The sequence below is a fragment of the Paenibacillus caui genome, from assembly GCF_019904135.1.
Lineage (GTDB): Bacteria > Bacillota > Bacilli > Paenibacillales > Paenibacillaceae > Fontibacillus > Fontibacillus caui.
Window position 1 is genome coordinate 88,278 of record NZ_JAIOGQ010000001.1, and the last position, 24,588, is coordinate 112,865.

24 protein-coding genes are annotated in these 24,588 nt (G+C 47.9%); all 24 read right to left on the reverse strand.

Annotated elements, in window-relative coordinates; genetic code table 11:
• Positions 1–30: 30 nt before the first annotated feature.
• Positions 31–2,541: a preprotein translocase subunit SecA gene (gene secA / locus K7397_RS00365; protein ID WP_223065949.1), complete on the reverse strand. Its 2,511-nt coding sequence runs from the start codon at positions 2,539–2,541 to the stop codon at positions 31–33.
• Positions 2,542–2,753: 212 nt separating this feature from the next.
• On the reverse strand, positions 2,754–3,314 hold the full coding sequence (hpf, locus tag K7397_RS00370; protein WP_223065950.1) for a ribosome hibernation-promoting factor, HPF/YfiA family: 561 nt from the start codon (positions 3,312–3,314) through the stop codon (positions 2,754–2,756).
• Positions 3,315–3,500: 186 nt separating this feature from the next.
• On the reverse strand, positions 3,501–3,698 hold the full coding sequence (locus tag K7397_RS00375; RefSeq protein ID WP_223065951.1) for a cold shock domain-containing protein: 198 nt from the start codon (positions 3,696–3,698) through the stop codon (positions 3,501–3,503).
• Positions 3,699–4,021: 323 nt separating this feature from the next.
• Positions 4,022–5,080: a glycosyltransferase family 2 protein gene (locus tag K7397_RS00380; protein WP_237690563.1), complete on the reverse strand. Its 1,059-nt coding sequence runs from the start codon at positions 5,078–5,080 to the stop codon at positions 4,022–4,024.
• A 14-nt stretch (positions 5,081–5,094) separates the two neighbouring features.
• Complete coding sequence (locus tag K7397_RS00385) at positions 5,095–6,861, reverse strand: bifunctional glycosyltransferase family 2 protein/class I SAM-dependent methyltransferase (RefSeq protein ID WP_223065952.1); 1,767 nt, start codon at positions 6,859–6,861, stop codon at positions 5,095–5,097.
• Between the two features lie 443 nt (positions 6,862–7,304).
• Positions 7,305–8,123 carry a flagellin N-terminal helical domain-containing protein gene (locus K7397_RS00390; protein WP_223065953.1) on the reverse strand — a complete coding sequence of 273 codons (819 nt, stop codon included), beginning with the start codon at positions 8,121–8,123 and terminating at the stop codon, positions 7,305–7,307.
• 104 nt (positions 8,124–8,227) lie between these two features.
• Positions 8,228–8,659, reverse strand: a complete 432-nt coding sequence (locus tag K7397_RS00395; protein WP_223065954.1) for a hypothetical protein — start codon at positions 8,657–8,659, stop codon at positions 8,228–8,230.
• Positions 8,640–9,032, reverse strand: a complete 393-nt coding sequence (gene fliS / locus K7397_RS00400) for a flagellar export chaperone FliS (RefSeq protein WP_237690564.1) — start codon at positions 9,030–9,032, stop codon at positions 8,640–8,642. The genes K7397_RS00395 and fliS overlap by 20 nt, the downstream gene beginning before the upstream one ends.
• Positions 9,033–9,061: 29 nt before the next feature.
• Positions 9,062–10,438: a flagellar filament capping protein FliD gene (gene fliD, locus K7397_RS00405; RefSeq protein ID WP_223065956.1), complete on the reverse strand. Its 1,377-nt coding sequence runs from the start codon at positions 10,436–10,438 to the stop codon at positions 9,062–9,064.
• A 14-nt stretch (positions 10,439–10,452) separates the two neighbouring features.
• A complete protein-coding gene (locus K7397_RS00410) occupies positions 10,453–10,827 on the reverse strand; it encodes a flagellar protein FlaG (RefSeq protein ID WP_223065957.1) in 375 nt (124 codons plus the stop codon).
• A gap of 28 nt (positions 10,828–10,855) precedes the next feature.
• Entirely contained in the window at positions 10,856–11,095 is a 240-nt protein-coding gene (csrA, locus tag K7397_RS00415; protein ID WP_223065958.1) for a carbon storage regulator CsrA, read from the reverse strand.
• Entirely contained in the window at positions 11,096–11,521 is a 426-nt protein-coding gene (fliW, locus tag K7397_RS00420) for a flagellar assembly protein FliW (RefSeq protein WP_223065959.1), read from the reverse strand. It abuts the gene before it with no gap.
• A complete protein-coding gene (locus tag K7397_RS00425) occupies positions 11,518–11,913 on the reverse strand; it encodes a DUF6470 family protein (protein WP_223065960.1) in 396 nt (131 codons plus the stop codon). The genes fliW and K7397_RS00425 overlap by 4 nt, the downstream gene beginning before the upstream one ends.
• A gap of 31 nt (positions 11,914–11,944) precedes the next feature.
• Positions 11,945–12,832, reverse strand: a complete 888-nt coding sequence (gene flgL, locus K7397_RS00430) for a flagellar hook-associated protein FlgL (protein ID WP_223065961.1) — start codon at positions 12,830–12,832, stop codon at positions 11,945–11,947.
• 17 nt (positions 12,833–12,849) lie between these two features.
• Positions 12,850–14,424, reverse strand: a complete 1,575-nt coding sequence (gene flgK, locus K7397_RS00435) for a flagellar hook-associated protein FlgK (protein ID WP_223065962.1) — start codon at positions 14,422–14,424, stop codon at positions 12,850–12,852.
• Positions 14,425–14,474: 50 nt separating this feature from the next.
• On the reverse strand, positions 14,475–14,975 hold the full coding sequence (locus K7397_RS00440) for a flagellar protein FlgN (RefSeq protein ID WP_223065963.1): 501 nt from the start codon (positions 14,973–14,975) through the stop codon (positions 14,475–14,477).
• Positions 14,976–14,984: 9 nt separating this feature from the next.
• Positions 14,985–15,266, reverse strand: coding sequence for a flagellar biosynthesis anti-sigma factor FlgM (gene flgM / locus K7397_RS00445; RefSeq protein ID WP_223065964.1), 282 nt, complete (start codon positions 15,264–15,266; stop codon positions 14,985–14,987).
• 97 nt (positions 15,267–15,363) lie between these two features.
• Positions 15,364–15,768 (reverse strand): TIGR03826 family flagellar region protein, encoded by a 405-nt coding sequence (locus K7397_RS00450; RefSeq protein ID WP_223065965.1) that lies wholly within the window; start codon positions 15,766–15,768, stop codon positions 15,364–15,366.
• A gap of 122 nt (positions 15,769–15,890) precedes the next feature.
• Positions 15,891–16,730 carry a ComF family protein gene (locus tag K7397_RS00455; protein ID WP_223065966.1) on the reverse strand — a complete coding sequence of 280 codons (840 nt, stop codon included), beginning with the start codon at positions 16,728–16,730 and terminating at the stop codon, positions 15,891–15,893.
• Positions 16,727–18,808: a helicase-related protein gene (locus tag K7397_RS00460; RefSeq protein ID WP_223065967.1), complete on the reverse strand. Its 2,082-nt coding sequence runs from the start codon at positions 18,806–18,808 to the stop codon at positions 16,727–16,729. The genes K7397_RS00455 and K7397_RS00460 overlap by 4 nt, the downstream gene beginning before the upstream one ends.
• 228 nt (positions 18,809–19,036) lie before the next feature.
• Positions 19,037–19,468: a hypothetical protein gene (locus K7397_RS00465; protein WP_223065968.1), complete on the reverse strand. Its 432-nt coding sequence runs from the start codon at positions 19,466–19,468 to the stop codon at positions 19,037–19,039.
• 340 nt (positions 19,469–19,808) lie between these two features.
• Entirely contained in the window at positions 19,809–20,537 is a 729-nt protein-coding gene (locus K7397_RS00470) for a response regulator (RefSeq protein WP_223065969.1), read from the reverse strand.
• Between the two features lie 5 nt (positions 20,538–20,542).
• Positions 20,543–21,706, reverse strand: coding sequence for a sensor histidine kinase (locus K7397_RS00475; protein ID WP_223065970.1), 1,164 nt, complete (start codon positions 21,704–21,706; stop codon positions 20,543–20,545).
• Between the two features lie 49 nt (positions 21,707–21,755).
• Positions 21,756–24,452 (reverse strand): stalk domain-containing protein, encoded by a 2,697-nt coding sequence (locus K7397_RS00480; RefSeq protein ID WP_223065971.1) that lies wholly within the window; start codon positions 24,450–24,452, stop codon positions 21,756–21,758.
• Positions 24,453–24,588: the final 136 nt, after the last annotated feature.

Here is a 24,588-nt window from a genome sequence, read left to right on the forward strand (position 1 = left end):
CTATGAAAACATTCCGCATCAAGTGCCGGTTTAGGCGTTCTGTCCGTGGCAATGCTTGTATTTCTTGCCGCTGCCGCATGGGCAAGGATCATTTCGTCCAATCGTTTCACCGCGGTGAACAGGACGCTTCTCGGCCGGTTCGCCGCTGCCGCTCGTCGAGATTTTGTTCTCCTCCACAACCGCCTGGCGCTCCTGATTGGTTTCGATTTGGGCTTTCATAATATAAGTCGCAACTTCCTCCTGGATGCTTGCGATCATCTGATGGAACATTTCGAAGCCTTCGAACTGATACTCGCGAAGCGGATCCGTACCGCCGTAAGCGCGCAGGTGAATCCCTTGGCGAAGCTGATCCATGGCATCGATGTGATCCATCCATTTGCTGTCAACGGAACGAAGCACAATGACCTTTTCAAACTCACGAATCATTTCCCCGCCGATTTGCTCTTCGCGGGCGTTATATTTTTGCATCACTTTATCAAAAATATACTCCGTAATTTCTTCCTTCTCTTTGCCCCACAGCTCGTCTTTGGTCACTTCGCCATCCAGCAGCTTGGAGTTCACATAGTCCGCAACTTCTGCCAGTTCCCAGTTCTCGGGAATATCGTCGCTGCAGTGTGCCTCAACTACACGCTCGATCACCGGCTTGATCATGTCCAGGACAATCTGCTTAATGTTGTCGGACTCAAGCACCTCGCGGCGCTGCTTATATATAATTTCACGCTGCTGATTCATGACATCGTCATATTGCAAAACGATTTTACGGACGTCGAAGTTATTGCCTTCCACCCGTTTCTGGGCCGATTCGACGGCGCGTGTAATCATCTTGCTTTCGATCGGTGAATCTTCATCAAAGCCGAGACGGTCCATCATGTTCAGCACATTGTCCGCACCAAACCGCTTCATCAGCTCGTCGCCCATGGAAAGGTAGAACTGCGTCGAGCCCGGGTCTCCCTGGCGACCGGCACGGCCGCGCAGCTGGTTGTCAATCCGGCGGGATTCATGGCGTTCCGTACCGATAATATGCAGGCCGCCCAGTTTATCGACCTCTTCGCCAAGCAGAATGTCCGTACCGCGGCCCGCCATGTTTGTGGCGATTGTGACCGAACCCGGTTCGCCCGCGCGGGAGATGATTTCCGCTTCCTCCGCATGGTATTTCGCGTTAAGCACTTTGTGCTTCACGCCTTTGCGTTTCAGCATTTCCGACAGCAGCTCGGAGTTCTCGATCGACACCGTACCGACGAGTACCGGCTGGTTATTGGCATGGCGTTTCACGATTTCTTCGACAACCGCCTTGAATTTGCCCTGTTCGCTCTTATAGACGACATCCGGCATATCCTTACGAATGTTCGGGCGGTTCGTCGGTACCTGGAGTACTTCGAGCCCGTAAATTTTCTTGAATTCTTCTTCCTCCGTCTTCGCCGTACCGGTCATGCCGGCCAGCTTGCGGTACATCCGGAAGTAGTTCTGGAACGTAATTGTCGCGAGCGTCATGCTCTCATTCTGCACTTCGAGCTGTTCCTTCGCTTCAATCGCCTGGTGCAGCCCATCGCTGTAGCGGCGTCCGGCCATCAGGCGGCCCGTGAACTCGTCGACTATGACGACTTCGCCATCCGTCACCACATAATCGACGTCCCGGCGCATAATCGCGTTCGCTTTCAGCGCCTGTACTATATGGTGGTTCAGCGTTACGTGGGCATGGTCATACAGGTTCTCGATCCCAAAGGCTTTCTCGGCCTTGGCAACGCCGGCTTCGGTCAAGGCAACCGACTTCACCTTAATATCGACCGTGAAGTCTTCTTCCTTCATCAGACGCTTCACAAAACGGTCGGCTGCATAATACAGCTCTGTCGATTTCTGCGCCTGTCCCGAAATGATGAGCGGAGTCCGGGCTTCGTCAATCAAAATGGAATCCACTTCGTCAATAATGCAATAATAGAGCGGACGCTGTACCATTTGCTCTTTATACAAAACCATGTTATCGCGAAGGTAGTCGAAACCGAACTCGTTGTTTGTGCCATAGGTGATATCGCATGCATAGGCTTGCTGTTTCTCCGCATGCTCCATTCCGTTCAAATTCACGCCAACGGTCATGCCGAGGAAATTATAAATTTGGCCCATTTCCGCGCTGTCGCGCTGTGCCAAATAATCGTTAACGGTAACGACGTGAACGCCTTTCTCCAAAAGGGCATTCAAATAAACCGGCAGGGTACCGACCAGCGTCTTCCCTTCACCGGTTTTCATCTCGGCGATCTTGCCTTCGTGCAGCGCGATCCCGCCAAGCAACTGCACATCATAATGACGTTTGCCAAGCACCCGCTTGGATGCCTCACGTACGGTTGCAAAAGCCTCCGGCAGCAGGTCGTCAAGCGTTTCGCCTTTTTCTAGCCGTTCACGGAATTCGGCCGTTTTCGCCTTCAATTGCTCGTCGGTAAGCTTCTGAAATTCAGGTTCCAATGTATTAATAAAGTCTACAGTCTTCGTCAGACGTTTGACTTCACGTTCGTTCGTGTCGCCAAAGATCTTCTTTACAAGTCCTAGCATGGTTTTCCCCTTTCATGCAAAACAGGTCGTTTGCCTAAATTGTAACAGTTTGTAAGACATGCCGCAACACGGGTGTTCAAACCTGAGCATCTGCTAATAAGTGTATACGAATAAAGAGCCTTATCCGTTTCGGATAAAGGCTCAGTTTCACCAATTCAACTTGAAATTTCAATTGATCTTCAATAATTTGTAACAAAGAGAATCAGGCAATGTTAATCCTGGGCGATTAGCCCGTATCGGCCGTCATTTCGTTTATAAACGACGTTAACCTCACTCGAATCGATATTGGAAAATACGAAGAAATTGTGGCCAAGCATATCCATTTGCAAAATCGCTTCTTCCACATCCATTGGCTTCAGAGTAAAACGCTTGGTACGGACCACCTGCAGTTCACTATCATCTTCTTCCTTCTCGGTCTGCACAAGCAGCGAACCGTCGGCCGGTTCTTCAACCAACAGACCTTTCAAGCCTTCCTGCCGAATCCTGCGGGTAATCTTCGTCTTATACTTGCGAATCTGACGTTCTAGCTTGTCCACAACGGCGTCGATCGATGCATACATATCATCGCTCCTGTCCTCGGCCCGGAGCAAAACGCCGGGTAGCGGAATCGTAACTTCCACCGTGTGAACGCCTCGTGCTACATTCAAAGTGACACTTCCATCAGAGCTGGGGGGTGCATCAAAGTACTTTTGAAGACGACTAAGCTTTTTGTCCACATAATCACGCAAAGCATCAGTCACAACAATCTGTTGACCTCGAATACTTAAATTCATAAAGCACTCCTCCTTTGCCTATTCATTATACCATATGTAAAGGCAGTGTAAAAACCGTAAAAAACGAAAAAAACGCTTTAAAAATAACAAAAAGAAAAGACCCCAATCACTGGGGTCTTGTTGCTAATCGATTCTCAATTGTTAACCATCGATACCATTATATGTAGGTCGGCTGTGCCGGGATGATTATAACTTGACAACGTTAGCCGCTTGCGGTCCACGAGCTCCTTCGACGATATCGAACTCTACGTCTTGTCCTTCTTCGAGAGTCTTGAAGCCTTCAGACTGAATTGCAGAGAAGTGCACGAATACGTCTCCACCCTCGGAAGTCTCGATGAAGCCATAACCCTTCTCAGCGTTGAACCATTTAACTTTACCTTGCATGCACTAACATTCCCTTCATTGTCAAATAAGTGAGTCAGGCCCACAATTCGAATATACCATCCGCTGTTCTCCGATGTCAATCGGGGTAAATTGTTGCTTCATGTAGAAAACTGTCTATTTGACGAAGACGCGTGTGTTTTCACGGTATACATAAAATGGAGTCTGCAATTATATATAACCCGGAATGGGCGGGGGTGAAACAGGGGACAAGAAAAATTCAGAATTGTTTATCTTTAGCAACTCTTCTTTTCATCAATTATTTATTTTATTAACAGATATAATAGTATTCATACTCATATGGAGTTTCTCACAGTACATTCTTTCTAAATATGTTGAAGTCTTTTTTCAGATGGTTTATAACCGTAAGATGCCGCTTTCTTATAGCAACTCGTTGCCCTCTCCAGATTGCCCATAACCTCATATAGACTACCCAAATTGTGCAAGGCGGTAAAGCTTCCCGTGCCTAAAACACTCTCATACTGATCTGTCTCACCAATTTCCAAACATTTTAAATATGATGCTTCAATTAACGGAAACAAATCGATATATTTCTTTGTATTGCTTAAAATCAATTTCATATAAAACACACCGCAAACAAAATGAAAATCGGCAAAATCCTGCAAAAAGGCCTGTTCTCTCTGAATAATCGGCAAACCCGCTTCAAGCTGGTTGGTAGCAATTAATTCATAAATTAAATTAACGATCACGTTAGGAGCATAGGATTCCATTTTTGTCAGCAAAGCATACGCTTGCTCAAGATGATGACATGCTTGAACATGATTGTTAATTCCTCTAAATTCTTTGGCAATTTGGTAGTGAGAATATGAATCTTTAGGATTATTCGCAATTTCTATCTGCAAAATAGGGATATTCCGATCTGCCTTGGACTTCATATAGCCGTCATGCAGAATTTCAACAGGAAGCTTAATCCTTGGAAGATCGGAGACCAATTGCTCATGAATTCTCCCTTCGTACCTGACTCCAGACGGAAAAATTCGCGAAATAAAGCTTTGGGCAAAAGATAATTCTCCATCGTCACTAGAAAACTGACTTACTAACTTCAGTCTTCCAATGGCATTCTCCTGATTGATGAACTGACGAATAGCTGCTCCCCCGTTATTTATATATTCATCCGCATCAAGAACTAAGTTCCAGTCGCAGGAAGCATGATCCAGAGCAATATTTCTGGCATCCGCAAAATTATGATTCCATGTCCAATCATATATTTTTGCTCCGTAAGCTTGGGCCACCCATTTAGTACGGTCAGTTGATCCCGTATCCACAATAATGATCTCGTCCACCAATTTACAAACACTGTCTAGACAGCGGGGAAGAACCTTTTCTTCATTTTTAACTATCATCGTTAGGGCTATTGTTTTCATCACAGACTCCAAACTCAATTTTCTAATTTATTTTGCTGTACTTCTATTATCAATTGATTAATATCCTGGTCTTTATTTGGGATTTGTTCCAGATAATATAAAGATAACTCATATTCACTGGCTCTATATAAAAAGTATCCTAAATTGTATAAAGAATCTTCATCTAAGTTATCTATTTCTAATGCGTGCTGCAACAAAGGAATAACTAAATTGTAATGTCTATTGTTATAGAAGATAACCGCCAATTGATTTAAGATCTTGATTCTATTAACCGGTAGAGAATCTATAATACTAATTAAGTTATCACTTGTAACATTGCCGTCAGAAGTAGCATCCAATAAATTAATCAGATCATTTTCATTCTGTGCGGCAGCATCAAACCGTTCAATACATTTCTGTAGGAAACTATCAAAATGAGGTGAGCAAGCTTCTACCAAATATTGATACACGATAAATTGCTCTCGCAGTTCAGGCTGCGACAACTGTACAAGTCCATCAACAAACCTCTGATCCTCGTCATTGATAGTCAAAGTATTTCCGTGATATCGAACACTTTGACAGCCCGTAGCCCTAAACATTTTATCTATTTCATGTAGGGTGAAAAATCTTAAATGAGTATTATCCATTATTCCCGAATCTTTGTACCATCTTCCGTTAAGGACTTCCTTCAAAACACTGTAATGCATAACATTTGGAATACTCGCGATAATTTTTCCGTTATCTTTCAGATAGACCACTAGATTTCTCAATACGTTCCAAGGATCTGTCAAATGTTCCAATACATCCGGCAGCAATATATAATCAAAATGTTTAGGGGGATAATCGAGTTGATTCTCAACATTCGCTATTCTAACATTTGCAAAATTGGATGCAATAATCGCTGCGGCCTTATTTATTTCAATTCCGTGTAATTCAGCATTTCTATACTTGCTTTTTATCCCCAGTAATGTTCCGCCGCAAGCACAGCCTATTTCCAACACACGAATAGACGAATTTTTATCATAAGGATTTATTAATTGGATAATATCATTCCTTATAAAGGACGAATATCCCGATTCAAATCCCCACTTTTCGATAAACTTTTGTTTATTCTTTTTTAGCAGAGCTGTATATTTATCATTTTGAGCACCAAATGATACAGATCCATAATGATGTATAAAGACATTTTTGCAGAGAACCAAATGATACCCAGCTTCTATTATTCTGTAGCTTAAGTCATCATCCTCATAATTCCCCGGAGAAAATCGTTCGTCTAAAAATCCAATTTGCTCAATAATCTGTTTCTTCATCAACAAACAAAAGCCCATTAACCTTAATCTATATTCATACGCATCGTCATCCGGTTTATTATATTGATCCGCAAAAGTAATCATTTCATCAATAGTTTTATAAGGGACTTGAATTTGCTGATAGTTCGACATATTATTTGTTACCGGACCTACTGCCGCGATGCACTCATCGCTGTAGAGCCGTTCCAGCAGTAGTTCAAGCCATCTTGGTGTTACTACGGTGTCATTATTAAGAAGAAGTACAGTTTCCCCTTTAGCAAGTGCTATCCCTTGGTTGCAACCTTTTGGAAATCCGAAATTTTGAGTATTCAGTACAGATAAGATATCTTGCTGGCTACTCAACCACTCCTGAGTTCCATCGGTGGAATTGTTATCTATGACAATCAACTCATAAGTTCCCGCCTCGGTGTACTGTCTGATACTAGCAATACATTCTTGGGTATATTTTAACTGGTTGTAAGTAATTATTATAATACTAGTGAGTATCTTCATTTCAGCACTCCTTTTTTATGTTTAATGCAGGCAGGAATAAGGTATAGTTTAATGATACTATTTACATTCATTATACTTAAGCTGTCCAAAAACATTGATTGTAAAAAAACAGATATACAGAACCCGGACAAGTTATGTTTGAATTTTCACTTTAAGATTCGGAGACCAACTTCTTATGAATTCCCTTCGTCTCGAAGCAGCTATCCTACTCAAATATTTGGTGCTATGCATGGTAACTCTACTAAAAGTTTGTATCACTTTCACTACAATCTCCTCAGTCAATCCCTTATAATATCCAGAAATACCCACTAAATGTATGTGAACCATTTCAAATGTTTTATCTTTACATTCTTTATCGGTCAGTCAATAGTAGCTTTGTATATTGAAGACAAAAAAATAAGCCCTCCATTGAAATGGAGAGCTTATTGCGCTGTTTCAAATGATTATCCCAACAATTTAAGAACTGCTTGCGGTGCAGAGTTTGCTTGAGCCAGCATAGCAGTACCGGATTGAACCAAAATTTGATTCTTCGTGAATGCTGTCATTTCAGTAGCCATGTCAGCATCTTTAATACGGGAGTTAGCAGCCGACAGGTTCTCGGAAGTTACACCCAAGCTGTTGATCGTATGCTCCAGACGGTTTTGATAAGCACCCAAAGCAGCGCGGTTAGTGGAGACTGTATTAATTGCGGATTCGATTGCAGCCAGTGCATCTTGAGCGCCAGTTTGGCTAGAGATATCAATGGCATCAACACCAAGAGCAGTAGTTCTATTATCAGTGAAATTCGCAGTAAGTGTTTCACCATTGGATACGCCGATTTGGAAAGTAGCAGAAGCAGAAGATCCATCAAGTAAGTTTACACCGTTGAAATTGGAATTTCCAGTAATTCTGTTAATTTCTGCACGCAGCTCATTAACTTCTGCTTGAAGACTCACACGGTCGGTAGTATCGTACGTACCGTTCGCTGCCTGGTTAGCCAGCGTGTTCATCCGTTGCAGCATGGCATGAACTTCAGTCAAGTCGCCTTCAGCCGTTTGAATCATCGAGATACCGTCTTGTGCGTTACGTTGAGCTTGGTTCAAGCCGTTGATTTGATAAATCATTTTCTCGGAGATTGCCAGACCGGCAGCATCGTCAGCAGCGCGGTTGATGCGGTAGCCGGAAGACAATTTTTCCATTGTCTTGCTCATGTTTGTGTTGTTGAAGTTCAAGTTGCGGCCAGCGTTGAGAGCGCCAACGTTCGTGTTAATAAACATTCCCATTACGAATCATCCTCCATGATTGGTTGTTTTGGCCACGTCCATGTGGCCTAATTTTTATATCGGCCAAATTAAGAGATTGTTTAGCTTAACTTGGAAAATACTTTTTATTTTTTCTCATCAACATACAAAGGGATTTGATCCCGATCCCTGTTCTGAAGATTGTAGTACGCATTCATGACCTTCTGATGGTTCTTGACATGTTGCAAGCCTGTCCCAGTGTTCGAAGACATATCTCTGAGCTTATTTTGCGCGACTTCAATATTGCTAAGTATCTCATTCATTACAGAAGTCAGACTTTCATCCGCTGCTATAGAATCGGCGGGAAAATCGTTTATTTGCTGCTGGAGGGCCTCAATTTCCATGGTTAGTCTATTCCACTGAGAAGCCAGAGGGGGAAAGCGTCCCCCTATATCTTCAGCATCCCCTTTAAGAACAAGCTCTCTCTGCAATTCGGAACAAACAAGGAGTTCTTTATATAGACTGCTCTTTCGCTTCAAGAGGGCCGACATTTGAGCTTCATTGATCAAGCGTGCCACCCTTTCCGATTGCCTCCCATGCCGTTTTGAGTTCACCGAGCATCCCGATAACCTCATCAAGAGATTCTGAACGCTTCTTAATATTCGCCTCAATAAGCCGTTCAATTATATAGAAATAAAGCTGCCTGAGATTCCGGGCAATTTCCCCTCCATCCCTCATGTTTAGGGAAGAGATTAGTTCATAAATGATATCTTGAGTCTTTTGAACGTTTTTATTGGTACTTGTAATATCTCCCTGCTGAATCGCTTCTTTTGCATTTAAGGCAAACTGGATAGCTCCATTAAACAACATAAGCGTTAATCTATGCGGAGACGCCGTCTGATATTTGTTTTTTTGATAGGCTTGATAGCCTGCCAGATTAGGTGATGTCAAATACTTCATCTCCTGTGAATTTCAATTATTTAGCTGGAGGATTTAGCCGTCAAAGCCGACAATTGGCTGGACATCCATGATTTCTGATTATTCAAAGAAGACATAACGACTTCGAGATTGGCATACTGCTTCTTCAAGCTTGCCTCTTTCATGTCCAAGCGGGTCTGCATGTTCTCTATCGCATCATCAATAAAAGAGATGTCGTCATCGTAACCCTTGACTTTTGTGGTTATAACCCCATTTACGCTATCTGTCCAGACCTTTAGGAAATTTACAGTTTTCTTTCCAAAACCGTCATAGGAAGGATCAGTCCCCGTAAACATTTGTTGTAGTGTATCCGGATCTGCTGCAAGCTTGGATTTGAAGGTATCTTTATCGAAGGATAATTCTCCGGTCATCAATGCGGCCGAAGTTACCCCCTTGTCTACTTCAAGCCCAAGGTCAGACATTAATTTATATCCCGCTTTATCGCCAAAGAGGCCATTTAGCATATTGTTCATTTGCGATTGCAAATCTCTCAGGGTAGAGTCCCCTTGAAGAGTTAGTGACAGACTGCCGTCCGCATTTTTTGTGGATTTCTGGGTGTTATCCCGAATGGTCTTGATAATATCGTTATATGCAGTTACGAATGTCTGAACTTTATCCGCTATTTTATCTGCATCCTGGCTGACATTCACTGTGGAAGTACCTGTACCAGTTAATTGAAGGGTTGCGCCAGGAACTGCATTTTTCACTTCATTGGTTGAACTTGTTACATCGATACCATTAACCTGAAGTGTTGCATCTTTAGCAGCTTGTTTCTCTACGAAACCGAAATAGTCAGTTGTTGAAAATGTAAACGAATTGGCTTGGCCAGCCTGCGCCGAAGTCAGTGTTAAAGCTTGGGTAGTAGCTGATGTTTGTACTACAGCGGCATTGACACCCATCCCCAAGGCGTTGATTCTGCTTCTTACTGTACTCAAGACTTCGTCCATCGTTTTGGACTTCAAATCCGTAAGATCAATCGTATTCCCGTTCACAGTAATGGAGTCTGGAAGTGAAGCACCCGTATCTGTGATGTTAAAAGACTTACTTGCCGCCACCTGCTGCTGCGCAAGCTGAGTGACATTCACCTGGTAGTTCCCAGTAACCGAATTATCACCAGCAGTTACTGATAACTTCGAAGTATCTGAACTGGTAGCCCTTGTAAGCTTAAAGCTGGTAGCATCCTTCAAAGCCGTAGCTGCGTCCTTCAAAGTTGCAAGCTTCGTATTCAGGGATTTAAATATTTTTTGGTAAGCTGCTGCATTTGATTTCTTGGTTTGCAGTTTGGTAAGCGGGATGGACTCCTGCTTCATGATCGCGTCAATGTAGCTGCCGGAGTCAAAACCGGAAGCAAGGCCTGTAAAGCTGATGCTCATATTCATTCATTCCTTTCCTGCTAAATTTTTTGATCGATGAACATGCCGATCAATTCTTTCATTTTGATCGAAAGGTCGATCAGAAACTCCGGCGGAAGGCTATTCACGACTTCTTTCGTTTTGGCATTCACAACCTCGACGTACAATTGTTTGGCTTTGTCGTTGTACTTGAAATGCAGCTCTCTATTGGAATCTGCGATCGCCTTGTTTAATTTCTCGATCTGCTTGTCCAGCCTGGTTTTCTCTTCATCCGTTAATGAGTGGTAATTGTACTGCCCTTCTGTTTTTTCAATTCCAGAATTGCCGGCTATCGGCTGCAAGGGAAGACCCGGAGCACTCCCTGAAAAAGATTTTACTGTTTCTACACTCACTGTTTCCACGCGACGGATATTCATCCCTATCCCACCCAAATGTTAAAATGAATTACATTTTAAAATTTTTAAGCAAGTTAAGGATTTGTTCTTGCTGCAATTGCTCAGTCTGTTCCTTAGCTAACTTATTTTCTGAAACGATTCCTTCATACAGTTCCTTGCGAAGAATTTGAACATCCTTGGGGGCTATGAAGCCGATTTTGATTTGATCGCCTTCGATCCCCAGGATTTGGACCGCAATGTCGTTGCCAATCATGACAGTTTCGCCGATCCGGCGCTTTAGGACAAGCATTTATTCGCCCTCCTTACGCTTAATCAGATAGCGAATCGGCATATCCTGGTCCTTGAGTATATATTGAATTCCCCTTAATGAATGGGGAGAAAGCAGAATAGGCGCCATCAGATTGGCGTACAGCTCACTGTTCTGGATATTGACGATCAGCATCACCCCAACGTCATCCGGGGATTCCAGCTTTAGCAGCTCTACAACTTCATCCGATATTTTAAAGCTGTAATTTTCCAGCGCCTCGTGTGCAGGAAGAAGAATAAAGCTCACATCTTCCTGAAGAGCATGCAAGACAAAAAAAGAGGTGTCTGCCAAAGGGAAAAGCCCGTAATCATGAATATCGGATATTCCCAGAATTTCGGTTTCAAACTTGTAGATCTGATTAGCACTGAGCTCCAGCGGACCGTAAACGGGACTCTGGATCACCTTCATTTGGGAAGCCCCCCTCTTACCTCGAAGTTAATTTCCGGAGGGTGAATACGGAAGTCTATGATTACGCCCTGATGAGGCACAAGCCCAACATTAAGTTCCTTCTGACCGCTTCTCATATAACGCTCATGGGCGATTGCACCGAATACATTTTTCTCTCCTGATGCTATATTAGCCATCCTGTCGCCTTCCCGGGCCTTGGCTGCAATGAGTTCCAGAAGCTCAGCCTGAGTCTTCTGATTGAATTCCTTCATTAGGGAATAAGGGCGTTTTAAATCCATGTCGTCATAAACGCCGCTCATATCGGTTTCAAGCTCTGCCGACTCAGTCTTAATCGTCAATTCCGCGGGAATGTACTGTCCCCATGAGCCCGAAGTTACAGCCGAAAAATCCATGATTCACCTCCGCCCTCCTCTGCCGGATTTACTACCTCAGAAAATCCAGCAAAGAAGTCTGCATGATTCTGGCCCCTGTGGACAAAGCAGCCTGAAGGACGTTTTCCTTCATCTTCAAATCGGTAATAGCCGTAGGCATATCGACGTCGGCTACCTCGGAACGTTGTTCATGGAGATTGTTCTGGTCATCGCCAATTCGGCTCTGCATGAGATCGAACCGGTTCATTCTGGCACCTATCTCTGCCCAGCTTAGCATAATCCGGTCTGCGGAGTCGTCAATCTTGCCTAAAGCAGCCGAAATACCGGTTGTACTATTGGAATCCAGAGAATCTGCAAGGTCATCCAGAACCTTAAAGACGTTATCCGTTCCTGCTGCACCGAAGATGGTTTCACCGGAAATACTGACGGGCACCTTAACTGCAGGGCTTACGTTCAGATAGAAAAGTCCCTGATCCGTTTCGTCCGTTGAAGCCGTTGCCGAGGTGTATGGAGTCTGATCTGTCTTCTGTCCATTAAAGAGATAACGTCCGTTATAAGTGCTGTTGCCGATCGTGACCATCTGTTCCTTGAGCTGCCGGATCTCTTTGGCGATAACCTGACGCTGCTCCTGGCCATAAGTCCCGTTCGCCGCTTGCAAGGTTAGCGTACGTGCCCGTTTGAGCACATCGTCTGCCTGCTGCATCAGAGAATCCATCGTCTTCAGAATATCGTTGCCTGTCTTGGCATTCTCCAAAAACTGATCGTCCCTGGCCAAATCCGTGTCATAACGCATCTGATACCCGACCCCGATAGGGTCGTCGCTCGGTTTTGTAATTCTCTGGCCCGTTGCCAGCTGGTTTTGCCCCACGGTCATGGCCGTGTTAATGTTGCGCAGATTTTTAAGCAGCTGCAGGTTCTGCATTACGCCTGTTACACGCATCTCTTATTCCCCTCCTCTTAACGACCTACAATTCCCATTTGATTAATGATCCGGTCCAGCATTTCATCCACCGTTGTCATAGACCGTGCCGCGGCATTATAAGCTTGCTGAAAACGAATCATGTCCGCCAGTTCTTCGTCCAAATTCACTCCGCTAACCGATTGTCTGGACATTTGTAAGGAATCTACCAAATTCTGCTGATTATCCTGATTTCGGGCTATGTTGTTTGCTCTGATCCCCAAATCGGAAGTCACCGCCCGGAAATAATCATCCGTTGTCCCCTCGGTGAGTGAAGTCAAATTATCCGGAAAAGTGAACGTAACATCCCGCAGCGAAGCAAGCGCGTTCGCAATGTCGCTGTTGCCCCTGATCGTTCGATTCGTTCCGCCCACCGTCTCATATTTCGAAGAAGCTGCAATTTTATTGGTATCTTTGATAATATCAGGATTTACGGAAATGTTGTCAATGGTAAAAGCGCCGCCTCCGCTGGCTGTAAAGAAAGGAACTCCCGATTCCGCCGGATTTTCCAAATTGTAGCCAAGCTCATGCAGGCCGTTGAAACCATCAACTTGGACTTGCATCGGGGAAACGACTTCCGATCCCTTTGGAATGGTCTGACCTGCCGGAATCTTGCTTCCATCTTTCAGCGTTACTTCATTCAGGGCAGTCATATTTGCAGAAGTGACATAACCGTTGCTGAGCGTCACCGTTACCGGCCCGTTTACCAGAGTGTCCACCATACCGTTAAGCTGGTTGCGGATATTCGCAATTTCATCAAGGGACTCCGCATACCCGCTTAACTCCCCGCCTGTGGCCGCCTGTGCAGCCGCTTCTGTCATCGGTGTCACCTGATCCCCCGTAAGAAGATTGTTGCCGGCAGCAGCCACAGTGATCATGCCTCTGTTATCTTCGGTTACATCAATGTTAACAATTTTCGACAACTGATCTACAAGCAGGTCACGCTGGTCTCTGTAATCATTGGCGTGATCGCCAAAGGCTTCGTTGTCGCGGATCAGCACATTCAGCTTGGCGATGTTGCTTGCAATATTATTGGCTTCGCTCACTTTCTTGCCGATATTCGAGTTGGTGTCAGTCTCCAGATTGGTTAGCGATTCTCCCACGTGCTTCAGCGTATCCGTGAGGTTCTGCGCGGCTCCGGAAACGGCGACACGAGCGCTCAGAAGCGAAGGGTCCCGGTTCAAGGCCTCCCAGGAATCCCAAAAATCATTCATTACGCTGCTGATTCCGTTATCGGAGGGTTCATTCAAAATGTTCTGGATCGCAGTCATCGTGGTGTTTAAAATGTCATAAGCGCCCAGAGAGGTATTCTCCCGGCGGTATTGAATGTCGAGAAAGCTGTCCCGCATCCGGGTGATGCTGTCTACTTGCACGCCTGTGCCAAGCTGCCCGGGCATCTGGCTCTTCGTCATGCCCATCTGCCAAATCGGCTTTGTCGCCGATGTATTCACGCGCTGCCGGGAGTAGCCTTCCGTATTCTGGTTGGCGATATTGTTTCCCAGCGTTTGCATTGCTGTCGTATTGACAAAAAGAGCCCTCTTGCTGGTCTCGAGCCCGTGAAATGTAGAAGTCATGTTCCTTCGCTCCTTTACTCTTTCATCCTTGCTGCTTCCATCCTTGCTATTTACGCCCGTGTATCAAACCTGCTTCTCGCCTGCGGCTTCTTGTCCTGAACCTGAGGCGGAGCATAAGTCAGCTCCTGATCCCAGTTATCAGCCATTAAATTCAACGAATAATCTATAAATGAAAGGGACTGTTGTATCAGTTCCTGATTAAATGCATTCACTGATTTAAGCTCTTCGAGTGTATGTTTGAGCGCAGCATGCTTGTCCTTAAGCTGCGCCTTTTCTTCCGGATCGAACACAAGCCGCATAATTTCCGACAGCTTCAGCTGCAGGTGGGACTGGACTCCTTTTTCCCGAAGCAAAAGCTGAATGCCGTCCTGAAGCCGATTCTCAAGCTCATGGATCGCTTTCGTCTTTCTGGATTCCACATTCATCGTTCTGAGCAGCTCATCATAATTCCGCGAAACAATAGCCTTTCTCTTCTCTAAAGAAGTTCCCAATAATTCCGAATAGCTCTCCCTAAGAGCGTCCAAGGTTTCCGAAAGGATGGTAACTGACATGTTCCCCTCCTATTTCGTGTATTCCTTGAAATAAGGAGCCAGCTTCTCGGCGATTTTGCCGGCTTCCACCTGATAGGCCCCCGAAGCAACCTGAGCCTTCAATTCCTGAATCCGTTTAGCATTGGCTGCATTTTCCGGTTTGTCTGAAGATTTAAGCATCTCCATAGCTTCGGGAGAAATGGATAATTCGTCCTTGCGCTTGGCCTTCCTGTCCTCCGGTTGACGTTGATTTTCTACTTGACGCTGATATGAGTTAATCGCTCCGAGCCGTCCGATATCATTAACTTTCATGACTCTCACCTTTCTTTATCAAATAAACAAGCCGATAATCTTTACTAAGTTTATCGGCAGGGATTGAAACATTATTAATAGTCAATTGAAACCGGTTTTAGTCTTTACGCAATTTATTTATGGCCCCGTAAGTAGTAGTTCCTTCGGCATTCTCCTCGCCCGCTATTTTCCTGGAGGCGGCTGTCAAGTCCCGGGTAAGCCTTGCGCGGCAGCTTTCACACATGTTGCCTTCACGGATCATAATTCCGCACACCTCGCAGGGATACATCATCTCTGGATGGTCCTCAATGGAAATCCGGCCTTCCTTGATAAATTTGGTGATCTGCCGGATGGAGACCTCAGTAGCGTCCGATAGCTCCTGGATGTGCGTTCCCTTGTGTTCCCGCAAATAAGTTCTGCATTTATCATATTCCTTCTCAATGTCGGCAATGCAGTTCCCACACAGATTTTTGAAATTTTTGGCGTAAAGCTTTCCGCAGCGAGGACAATTATCCAGATTCATTCTTTTTTCCTCCACTCATATTTTAAAAAAACGCGGTTAAAACTAGATTAACCTATTCAATTCTGGAAGTCTATCTGTTCGCTTCTCTCTATTTATCGGTTGTCTCACGCCAAAATGTTACGTTAAGACCTCGCCCATGTCAGACTGTAAACCTCTGCCTGGACCCCTATTGAGGCGCATATGTCGTGAAGCCGGGCCCCGCATGCGCCGGCAGTGCTCCCGGTCGTATAGATGTCATCAACAAGCAGCAGCCGGAGTGGTTGACTCTGACCGAATCGGGTACCGTTCCTGAATCCTTGGCCATTTTGGATCAAATTGCCCAGCCGGCGAACGCCTTCAGGATAGCCTGCAAAAGCGCTGCGCATATCCTTTAGCCGCTCCGAACGGGACTTCAAGCTCTGCTTCTCCGTATCTCTGGTCCGCTGAAGCAAAGGAAGAAGCGGCATTTTTACCTTCCCGGCAACCGCTGCCGCCAGCACCTCCGCCTGATTAAAGCCTCGCTCCCTCATTCTAGGCGGGCTTACCGGCACATAGGTGATGATGTGAATTCTCCATCTTCGGTCTCCCGTGACCCGGCGCATTTCCTGTTCCAACCAGATATAGCCCTGTACGGTCATTCTGCCGAGCACGGAAGCGAGTCTCTCCCGGCCACGGTATTTGTATTGTCCAAGCCAGTCTCTCATCCGCTCATCATAGGTTACTGCGCTTCGGTTCATAATAAATGGCCGATGCTGAGCCCAATCTCCTCGCGTACAATCCGGACAACCGATCCCCCGGCCGCACACCGGGCAGCGCGGATCCCTGATCCAGGGAATCGCTTCCGCACAGGAAGGGCAGAGCTCGGGATAACCGTAATCGCCAGCGCTGTGCCGGGTCCATTTGCCGCAACCCAGGCAGGAAAAACCCGGTGGAGCGAACATAGTGTACAGCTTGCCAAAGCCTAAGCGTCCAGGATGGCTCATCCGGATCCCTCCTTCCCTGCCTTTTCGCTGCTGATATATCCTCTTGCTTTGGCAATTCGGTTCATGTGCTGGATCTGCCGGATGGCCCACCTCTGCGAAAGCGTCGACTGCGGGGAGAAGAACAACACCTTCCCTGCGGGATCGTCTTTGGATCTTCCTGCTCTGCCCGCCATTTGGACAAGGGAAGCTTCATCGAATAGCCCGCTGTCCGCATCCAAAATAAAGACGTCGCTGCGCGGTACGGTTACCCCTCGTTCGAGAATGGTTGTGGTCACCAGAATACGAATCTGGCAGCTGCGGAAGGCGAGCACTTTGGACGCCCGTTCCCCGTCTTGTGAAGAAGTTCCTTCGATCACAAGATCGGGAAAGCTTGTCCGCAGCAGCGAGACAAGCGGCAGGATGTGCTTGATCCGGGACACAAACATGAAGATTTGCGCTCCGCGGTTGATGGAGTTCTTCAGTTCGGATCGCAGTGCTCCCCCAAGGCGCCTCCGCCTGGCCAACTCCATGCAGCCGGGCGACTGTATCCGCCTCGGGACCGGGAGCGGATGCCCGTGAAAGCGGGCAGGCACTTTGGCTGCCATGCATTTGCCGGCCGCTGCCTCCCGCTGCAAGTAACGGGGCGGTGTTGCCGACAGAAAAATAAAATGACCATCGTCACGGCAGCAGGCTTCCGCCGCGAAAGCGAGCATGGGATCATTGTGATAGGGAAATGCGTCCAATTCATCAATGATCACAAGGTCAAAGGCTTTATGAAACCGCAGCAGCTGATGGGTTGTGGCCAGTACAAGCGGCGCAGATTGCCAGCGGTCGCTGCTTCCGCCATATAACACGTTCACCTTCTCGGCCGGAAAAGCTTTAGCGATCCGGGGCGCGAGCTCCAGCACCACATCCCTGCGTGGTGTGGCGACAAGCGCCCGGCCCCCGGCTTCCAGCACGTGCGCCAGCAGCGGGAAGATCATTTCGGTTTTGCCGGCGCCGGTGACGGCCCAGAGCAGAAAGCGCGCAGGCCGCGTCCCTTTATTCGGCTCCGCCAGAAACCGCAGCGCGGCGGCAGCTGCCTCGCGCTGCGCGGGGCTTAGCCCCCACCGGTCCAGCTCGTGACCGGTGGGGGGCCCCGGCCGGGCCGCGCGCGCGTTCGCCGCGGCCCGCCCCCCGGCGCTGCCGCGAAGCAGCAGCGCGCAGGCCCGGCTGCGCCCGAGTGCGAGGCACGCCTCGCAATAGGCGCAGCCGCTCTCCCCGCACGAGGCGCATGGCGCCGTGCGGACTACCGCGCTGCCGCAGCGGCGGCAGCGGGGGCTTGCCGGCCCGCGCAGCAGGCCGGCAAGCCCCTTCCGTCGCCCGGCTGGCGGGGCGACGCCGGAGAGTAGCTGCAGGCTCCCGGATAGATGCGCCAGCTGCACAGCTGTGCGCCACGAGCCTGCGAGCAGCGGCAGCGCATCATCAAGCAGCTGCCGCAGTTCCGGGAGCAGCAGCGATCGGCCCGCAAGGGCCACGGAAAGCTGCTCCACCTCATCAGGCATGGGCAGCTTCCGAAGCGCTGCCATCCCTTCCTTATTGGAGGCATCTGCTGCGAGCAGCCGTCTGAAATCCGGGGTTATCCCCGTTGAACGGCGGTATAACCACAGCGGCTCATCACGCTCTTGCCGAGCATTTTCCAAGCCCCTGTTCTGTACGCTGCCCGAAATAGCATCCTTGTGATCTCTCGCAAGCCCAGGCTTCCGGCTTATTTCCCTGCCTCCTAAAGCGCAGCTCCTCCAGAGGCTGACCGATCGTGTTCCTTTCGCCCCCGTTCCCGTCCGTTTCTCCTCCTGCCTCCGCCATGTGCTGATCAATTTCCCCCAGTCTCCCAAATCAAAACGGTCATAAGCCGGCATAGATACAAATTGATCACGCCAAGCAGCAGCTTGTCCTAAAGGAGCCGCTTCCATGATCAGCACTATGCACTCCGCCGCCGGATATTTTCCACGGTGACTTTCCACGCCTCCTGTCCACCATAGCAAATCCATGCGCAGATCCAGGCTTACTTTGGCCTGCCATCGCCCTTTCACCTTCACCACATATAAAGCAGCTTTCATCTTCCGCCCCCCTGCCCAAAACAAGATATCAAACAACCGATTTCAGGCGCTCCGGTCGCCTGATCGCTTGTGATTCCAAATGCTGAATAAATCGGGTCGTATCTCCGGCTAGTTCAATCCTGTCATTTTTCTAATTAATACAACAAAAAACACACTCAAAGCCGTCTGGCTTATCCGAGTGTGCTTCACCCTGTCTTCTCTTCCTTCGAAGAGAAGGCTTTCTTTATTTTAGCTAACATGTACATAGGGGATTTTGGATGCCTCCCCCGGCTGGCGAAGATCAATAAACAATACGCTCTCCCCCTGAAAATCCGGTGAATGGCGCTCCAGTTCTTCCTTTGACAGAACTCCTGAAAATTTGATCACCTGCAGATGGATACCCTCGAATCTTCTCATCCGCTCTGCAATAGCCAAGGTATCATCCTCTGAATCTTCATCAATCAGCGTCACCGTAGGGTGTGTGCTGCGCAGACCCGCATACCAGCAAATCGCTCGCAAATACCACTCCAGCTGCCGACCGTGGTTGCGGGTGATTAATACATAGTGGATGGACCGTCCGCGGGAACCGGACATTCCCCCATTCGAACGGCTGTACAGCCAGTGAACTACGGCGGCCGCAAGCCCGTAACCTAACAGAATCCATAATCCCAAAGATATCATGGAGCTCACCTCCCCATCGTCTGAACGGTTCGATAAACCTGTAAAGGTTATAGAAACCGTCTGCCTTAACCCTTAAGCTTCAAGCTTATAGCACAGTATATGCGATGGTGAGAGAGGGGGTTACTGGGCATTGGTGTACCGCGTGTCTAGTAAGAATCAAGGGTTGTCTGCACTTAAGTTACCCTGGACCTCGCTTTGTAGGATCATTGAAGCAATAACGCGGTAAGCGATTACCACGATTGGTTCCATCCCACTGGGCTATCCATACAACCAAAGACGTACTTTAATTTTGCTATCATCCTATGATATAAACATCATATTTTTGATAGCAGCGGTTTCTCTACAGCGTAACCCATCCGAATTTGATCGCGTTGATCACGGCCTGGGTACGGTCGTCAACCTCCATCTTTTGCAAAATGCTGCTGACGTGGTTCTTCACCGTTTTCTCGCTAATAAACAGATGTTCGCCGATCATCTTGTTGCTCCGGCCCTCAGCCATCAGACGAAGCACTTCGGCCTCCCGTCTGGTCAACGGGTTGTCGTCGCCGGCTACAAATTTAACTCCCGCTTCACGAAGCGTGCCGTCCTCTGCAATGGCCCCGGTTTCATGCAAATACTCCATACGGCGCAGCTGCTGGATCAGCTTGCCTGTTACTTTAGGATGGATAAACGCATGTCCCTCCGCTACGGAACGAATCGCGTTGATCAGCGACTCCGCCTCCATATCCTTTAGAAGATAGCCTGTCGCCCCTTTGCGAAGCGTTTCAAACACATAGCTCTCGTCATCATGGATGGATAAAATAATTATTTTAACGTCCGGCATGACCTCCCGAAGCTGCTCGGTCGCATCAACGCCATTGGTACCCGGCATATTGATATCCATCAGGACAATTTGCGGTTTATATCTTGTACAGCAGTCGAGCACCTGCGATCCGTCACTGCATTCGCCAACGACTTCGATGTCTTCCTCCATATTCAAAATTCTTTTAAGTCCTTCCCGAAACAGCTGATGATCATCAGCCAAAAGCACTTTCACTGTTCTGTTCTCCACTGTACTCACCTGATCCATCTTAATTATTGCTCCTTTCTCTTCTCTACGTTTGTCGGAATATGAATGACGATTTTCGTTCCCTGGTTCTCTGCCGACTCAATTTCCATTCTTCCTTCCAGCAGTTCAACCCGTTCCCGCATTCCTATCAAGCCAAAATGAGCATGCTCCTTGGTCTTCTGCTCGAGCAACTCTACTTTAAACCCAAGACCGTTATCCTGAACCATAATTTTAATCATCTGGGCTTGATAAGTGATTTCGACACCGACATAAGTAGGGTAGGCATGCTTGGCCGCATTGTTAAGAGCTTCCTGCACAAGACGGAATATAGCTGCTTCCATAGCGGAAGATAACCGCTGCTCTTTGCCTCTTGTTTCAAAAGTGGCCCTGATCTTGGTCTTCTCCTCAAAGTCGTGAACATATTTGCGCAGCGTCGGGATAAGGCCCAGATCATCAAGAGCCATAGGCCGCAAATTAAAAATGACCTTGCGCATTTCTTCCAGACTGGATCTTACCTGGTGCTTTAAATCTACTATTTCGTCCCGAACATTGTCAAAATCCTGCTTGATTAGCATTCTTTCCACAATTTCGGTCCTAAGTACCATATTGGCAAGAAGTTGGGCAGGACCATCGTGGATTTCACGCGAAATTCGCTTGCGCTCTTCTTCCTGGGCCAAAATAATTTTCAAACCGAGCAATTGCCTGTTCTTGGCAGATTCCAGTATCCTCGTTACCTGTCCAATTTCGCCGGACAAATACTCGAGGACTACATTCATCTGGGTACCAATTGTTTCAGCTCTCTCTACGGACCGTTCTACATTGCGACAGCGTTTCTGCAGCTCATCGCGCCGAGCTTTCAAATACATCTCTTTCTCACGATATATCAAAAGATCAAGCTGCAGCTGCGTCGCCTTCTCATAAGCCTGCTTGATGTCTTCTTCCTTATAACGCACAAAATCCCGGCTGACTTCCGTCAGCCGGATTCGGGAGCGGCGGTAATTCAGTTCAAGCTGATCAACCTTCTCTACCGTCTCTGCAGTTTCCTTCATGACCTGCTGAAGCTCGGTATTTAATGTCTTGAGCTCATTGCGTGCAGCATCGAGAATTTCGATCATTTGCAGTTTGCTGTTTTGCATCACATCGATCGCATTTTTAATGACCCGGTCTATCGCATCGGTTTGAAAATCCACGTAAGTCATTCTCCATTTCTTACCCTAGATAATATCAAGTACTATCATATCATGATTCAAGGGTAATAGACTTCGTTTTCTGTTCCCATTTTACGGAGATTCCCAGCCGTTCTGAAACTAATCGAATAGGGACTAAAGTCCTGTTATTTATAATTAACGGTGTTACTTCTGCGGTTTGGCGTTGGCCGTTTAAAATATACTCCTTGTTGTCGACATAGAGATCCAGCATGGTGCTGCCCCGAAGCACCGTAATTCGTTTGAACGCGGCCGTCCATGCGGCCTGTCCGCCGAAATAATCAACTACATATTTGATCGGTACGTAGGTTGTTCCATCTTTTACGACCGGAGCAGCATCCATGCTCTGCTTTTGACCGTTAAAGGTGAACGATTTATTGCCGACGGTCATGACGACCTTGGCACTTGGGGGAAGCGAGCTGTCCCCGCCTGATGGAACGGTAAACCGGATATTGTCAAAAGAAACGCTGCCGGTCATTGCGCGCTCATCCTGGCCTTCCGCAAGGTTGACGACGTAAAGCCGCTTGAGCTTGGCTCCGGAAGTGATGCCATACGAGCTGAGGTCGATATCTACATGCTTCCAGCCGGTCCAATCCAGCGGTCTGGCAATATCCAGATACACTGTTTTGCCGCTTACCTCAAGCTCGGCACGCAGCCAGTTCAGGCTCGAATCTCCCAGCACGTCAAGCGACATCGCGGTTGCCCCTTCCGGAATTTCCTGTCCGCCGCTTCCGTTAAACTGGGCATATGCAAATTTGTTGCCGGTGCCGCCCGTCAGATCGTAATTCAGCTGAAGCACATTGCCATGATCATCTCCGCTAGGCACAACCTGCGCCTGTCCAGTCACCTCAGCGGGACTGCCGGTAAAAGCGATATTGTAGGCTGTATTTTCAAAATCCTCCCAGGACTTGTCCCCGGCTGCGCTAAAGGCAATCATCGCGCTGAAGCCGTCGTATCTGGCAATCGCATAGCCGATCTGGGTATTCGGGTTTACGGAATTAACCGTAAGCGTGCCATTGCCCACACTGGCCTGAATGCCTTTGAACTCCCATTTCAGCGCGCTTGCCGGCACTTCTACGGTGCGGCCGTCTTTAAGCTTCGCTTTCGGCGTGACCGCAACCGAAGCACCGGCCTGAAGGGCGCCGCTCACGGCTCCCAGGTTAAGGCCTCTCACGTCGTCTTCTCCAAGCACCGTTACGTTTGTGCTTACCGTTGCCTGCCCGCTGGCTGCGGTCAGCAGCGCCGCGCCCGGCTTCACGGCTTTAAAAGCGCTGCCGGTCCAGACGACGTTGCCGTTGCTGGATTTCCAGGTCGCCGCAATAGTGGACGTATCGATCGGATTATAGTACGTATCGTAGCCTTTCAAATTATAACTGGCTTCCTGCCCGATCAGCAAGGTTTGAGCGCCGCTTACCTTAAGGCCCTTCAGCGTTCCTTGCGGAGCTGTCGTATAAACGCCGACTCCGTTCACCACCTGGCGTTGAATGGTACCCCCGTTGGATGTGGCAAAAGTAAGCGAGCTGTCCGTTTCAGCCAGCGGCCTGGACACCATCGTTGTCGATCCGCCACCGTCAAGGTCAAGCCCTTTCCAGACGCCGATGCTCGTCATAAAGCCCTGCAGCTCCGTCAGCTTCATGCCGCTGCTGTTGTCATTTTTTTCGGCCGTAATCAGATAAGCATATTTGCCGTCCTTAGAGTAACCGATTGCCGTCCGGGCCACGGCGCTGCTTCCGCTAACCCCCGTTATCGAGCGGGTAAAGGAAGAGGCTTTTCCCTGATCTACCAATAGCGTATGTCCGCTGATCAGCATCTTCAGAGCAGAAGGATCCACCGGCTTCCCGCCGCCTACCGAACGAAGCTGGTAGTTCGCGCTGATATGCTGACCCACAGCCAAATGGCTCATCACATAAGCTGCTGCTGTTCCGTGCGCGCGGAGAATGAATCCATCTGCGGGAACCGGACCGGGAATGGCCGCGCCGTTTGAGATTTGCTGTATAACGCCGTTTTGCACCAGCACCTCAGTCGGCGTTGTTGCAGAATCCCTTGGCCTGTCTGGCGAGCTCCACGCGCTGGTGTAAATATACATGGCGTTCGCGTGGCTGTACCCGTTGTCAGGCTCCGTCCTGTAGGACTCCTTATTAATGCCGGTTAGCGGAAAAGACGATCCGTCCTCGGCCTGCACGGTTCCTTCAAAAGTAAAGCTGTCTATCGCAGGCACGTTATTACTGTCCAAATAAAAAGCATACATGCCCTGCAATTGGTTTGGGCTTGTGACCACCTGGCCTTCCGACACCGAAGCCCCCATGGCGACGCCCTGGCCGCTCGTATTGAAAACGTCCCCATTCACCGCCGCCACTGCGCCGGTCTCCCCTGCCATGCCTCCGACCGATTGACGGGTCGTCACCTGCCCGCCCTTACCTGTCATCACATCCAGTTTGACATAAGGATTCGTTAAATCGATCTGAACGACATCGGCCAGCACCTTCACCTGAGAGCCCGACCGGGTTAACGTATATTGATATTTCTGGAGCTTGACTCCCGACGTAATGATATCCTCAGACAGCTTGACTGCTTGATTTGAGGCTGCGTACACCATCGATGAGTTTCCCCACAAAGACGTAACTCCCATTACCGGCTGAACCCAGATCAGCCCCGCCAGCGAAATGACCAACCACTTCTTTCCTGCCTTTCCCCGCAAAAACCTAGGCTTTGCACAGTACCGATCTACCATTGTTAAAGCGACTCTCCCATCTTTTATAGCAATCTATGACGGCCTTTTCTCCTCAAAATACCAAATGAGGAATCCATCCTCTAATTAATAGACTGCAAAAAGACAGAAAAGTTACGAATCATCATGAATTTTTTGG

What these genes read in the sequence shown, in the direction of transcription:
- K7397_RS00480 (WP_223065971.1), bottom strand. Translation starts at nt 24,452, where the DNA reads ATGGTAGATCGGTACTGTGCAAAGCCTAGGTTTTTGCGGGGAAAGGCA.
- hpf (WP_223065950.1), bottom strand. Translation starts at nt 3,314, where the DNA reads ATGAATTTAAGTATTCGAGGTCAACAGATTGTTGTGACTGATGCTTTG.
- K7397_RS00410 (WP_223065957.1), bottom strand. Translation starts at nt 10,827, where the DNA reads ATGAATATCCGTCGCGTGGAAACAGTGAGTGTAGAAACAGTAAAATCT.
- csrA (WP_223065958.1), bottom strand. Translation starts at nt 11,095, where the DNA reads ATGCTTGTCCTAAAGCGCCGGATCGGCGAAACTGTCATGATTGGCAAC.
- fliD (WP_223065956.1), bottom strand. Translation starts at nt 10,438, where the DNA reads ATGAATATGAGCATCAGCTTTACAGGCCTTGCTTCCGGTTTTGACTCC.
- K7397_RS00380 (WP_237690563.1), bottom strand. Translation starts at nt 5,080, where the DNA reads ATGAAAACAATAGCCCTAACGATGATAGTTAAAAATGAAGAAAAGGTT.
- flgK (WP_223065962.1), bottom strand. Translation starts at nt 14,424, where the DNA reads ATGACTTCTACATTTCACGGGCTCGAGACCAGCAAGAGGGCTCTTTTT.
- K7397_RS00390 (WP_223065953.1), bottom strand. Translation starts at nt 8,123, where the DNA reads ATGGGAATGTTTATTAACACGAACGTTGGCGCTCTCAACGCTGGCCGC.
- flgL (WP_223065961.1), bottom strand. Translation starts at nt 12,832, where the DNA reads ATGCGTGTAACAGGCGTAATGCAGAACCTGCAGCTGCTTAAAAATCTG.
- secA (WP_223065949.1), bottom strand. Translation starts at nt 2,541, where the DNA reads ATGCTAGGACTTGTAAAGAAGATCTTTGGCGACACGAACGAACGTGAA.
- K7397_RS00425 (WP_223065960.1), bottom strand. Translation starts at nt 11,913, where the DNA reads ATGGATTTTTCGGCTGTAACTTCGGGCTCATGGGGACAGTACATTCCC.
- K7397_RS00385 (WP_223065952.1), bottom strand. Translation starts at nt 6,861, where the DNA reads ATGAAGATACTCACTAGTATTATAATAATTACTTACAACCAGTTAAAA.
- K7397_RS00465 (WP_223065968.1), bottom strand. Translation starts at nt 19,468, where the DNA reads ATGATATCTTTGGGATTATGGATTCTGTTAGGTTACGGGCTTGCGGCC.
- K7397_RS00460 (WP_223065967.1), bottom strand. Translation starts at nt 18,808, where the DNA reads ATGAAAGCTGCTTTATATGTGGTGAAGGTGAAAGGGCGATGGCAGGCC.
- K7397_RS00440 (WP_223065963.1), bottom strand. Translation starts at nt 14,975, where the DNA reads ATGTCAGTTACCATCCTTTCGGAAACCTTGGACGCTCTTAGGGAGAGC.
- K7397_RS00375 (WP_223065951.1), bottom strand. Translation starts at nt 3,698, where the DNA reads ATGCAAGGTAAAGTTAAATGGTTCAACGCTGAGAAGGGTTATGGCTTC.
- K7397_RS00470 (WP_223065969.1), bottom strand. Translation starts at nt 20,537, where the DNA reads ATGGATCAGGTGAGTACAGTGGAGAACAGAACAGTGAAAGTGCTTTTG.
- fliW (WP_223065959.1), bottom strand. Translation starts at nt 11,521, where the DNA reads ATGAAGGTGATCCAGAGTCCCGTTTACGGTCCGCTGGAGCTCAGTGCT.
- K7397_RS00450 (WP_223065965.1), bottom strand. Translation starts at nt 15,768, where the DNA reads ATGAATCTGGATAATTGTCCTCGCTGCGGAAAGCTTTACGCCAAAAAT.
- K7397_RS00455 (WP_223065966.1), bottom strand. Translation starts at nt 16,730, where the DNA reads ATGAGCCATCCTGGACGCTTAGGCTTTGGCAAGCTGTACACTATGTTC.
- flgM (WP_223065964.1), bottom strand. Translation starts at nt 15,266, where the DNA reads ATGAAAGTTAATGATATCGGACGGCTCGGAGCGATTAACTCATATCAG.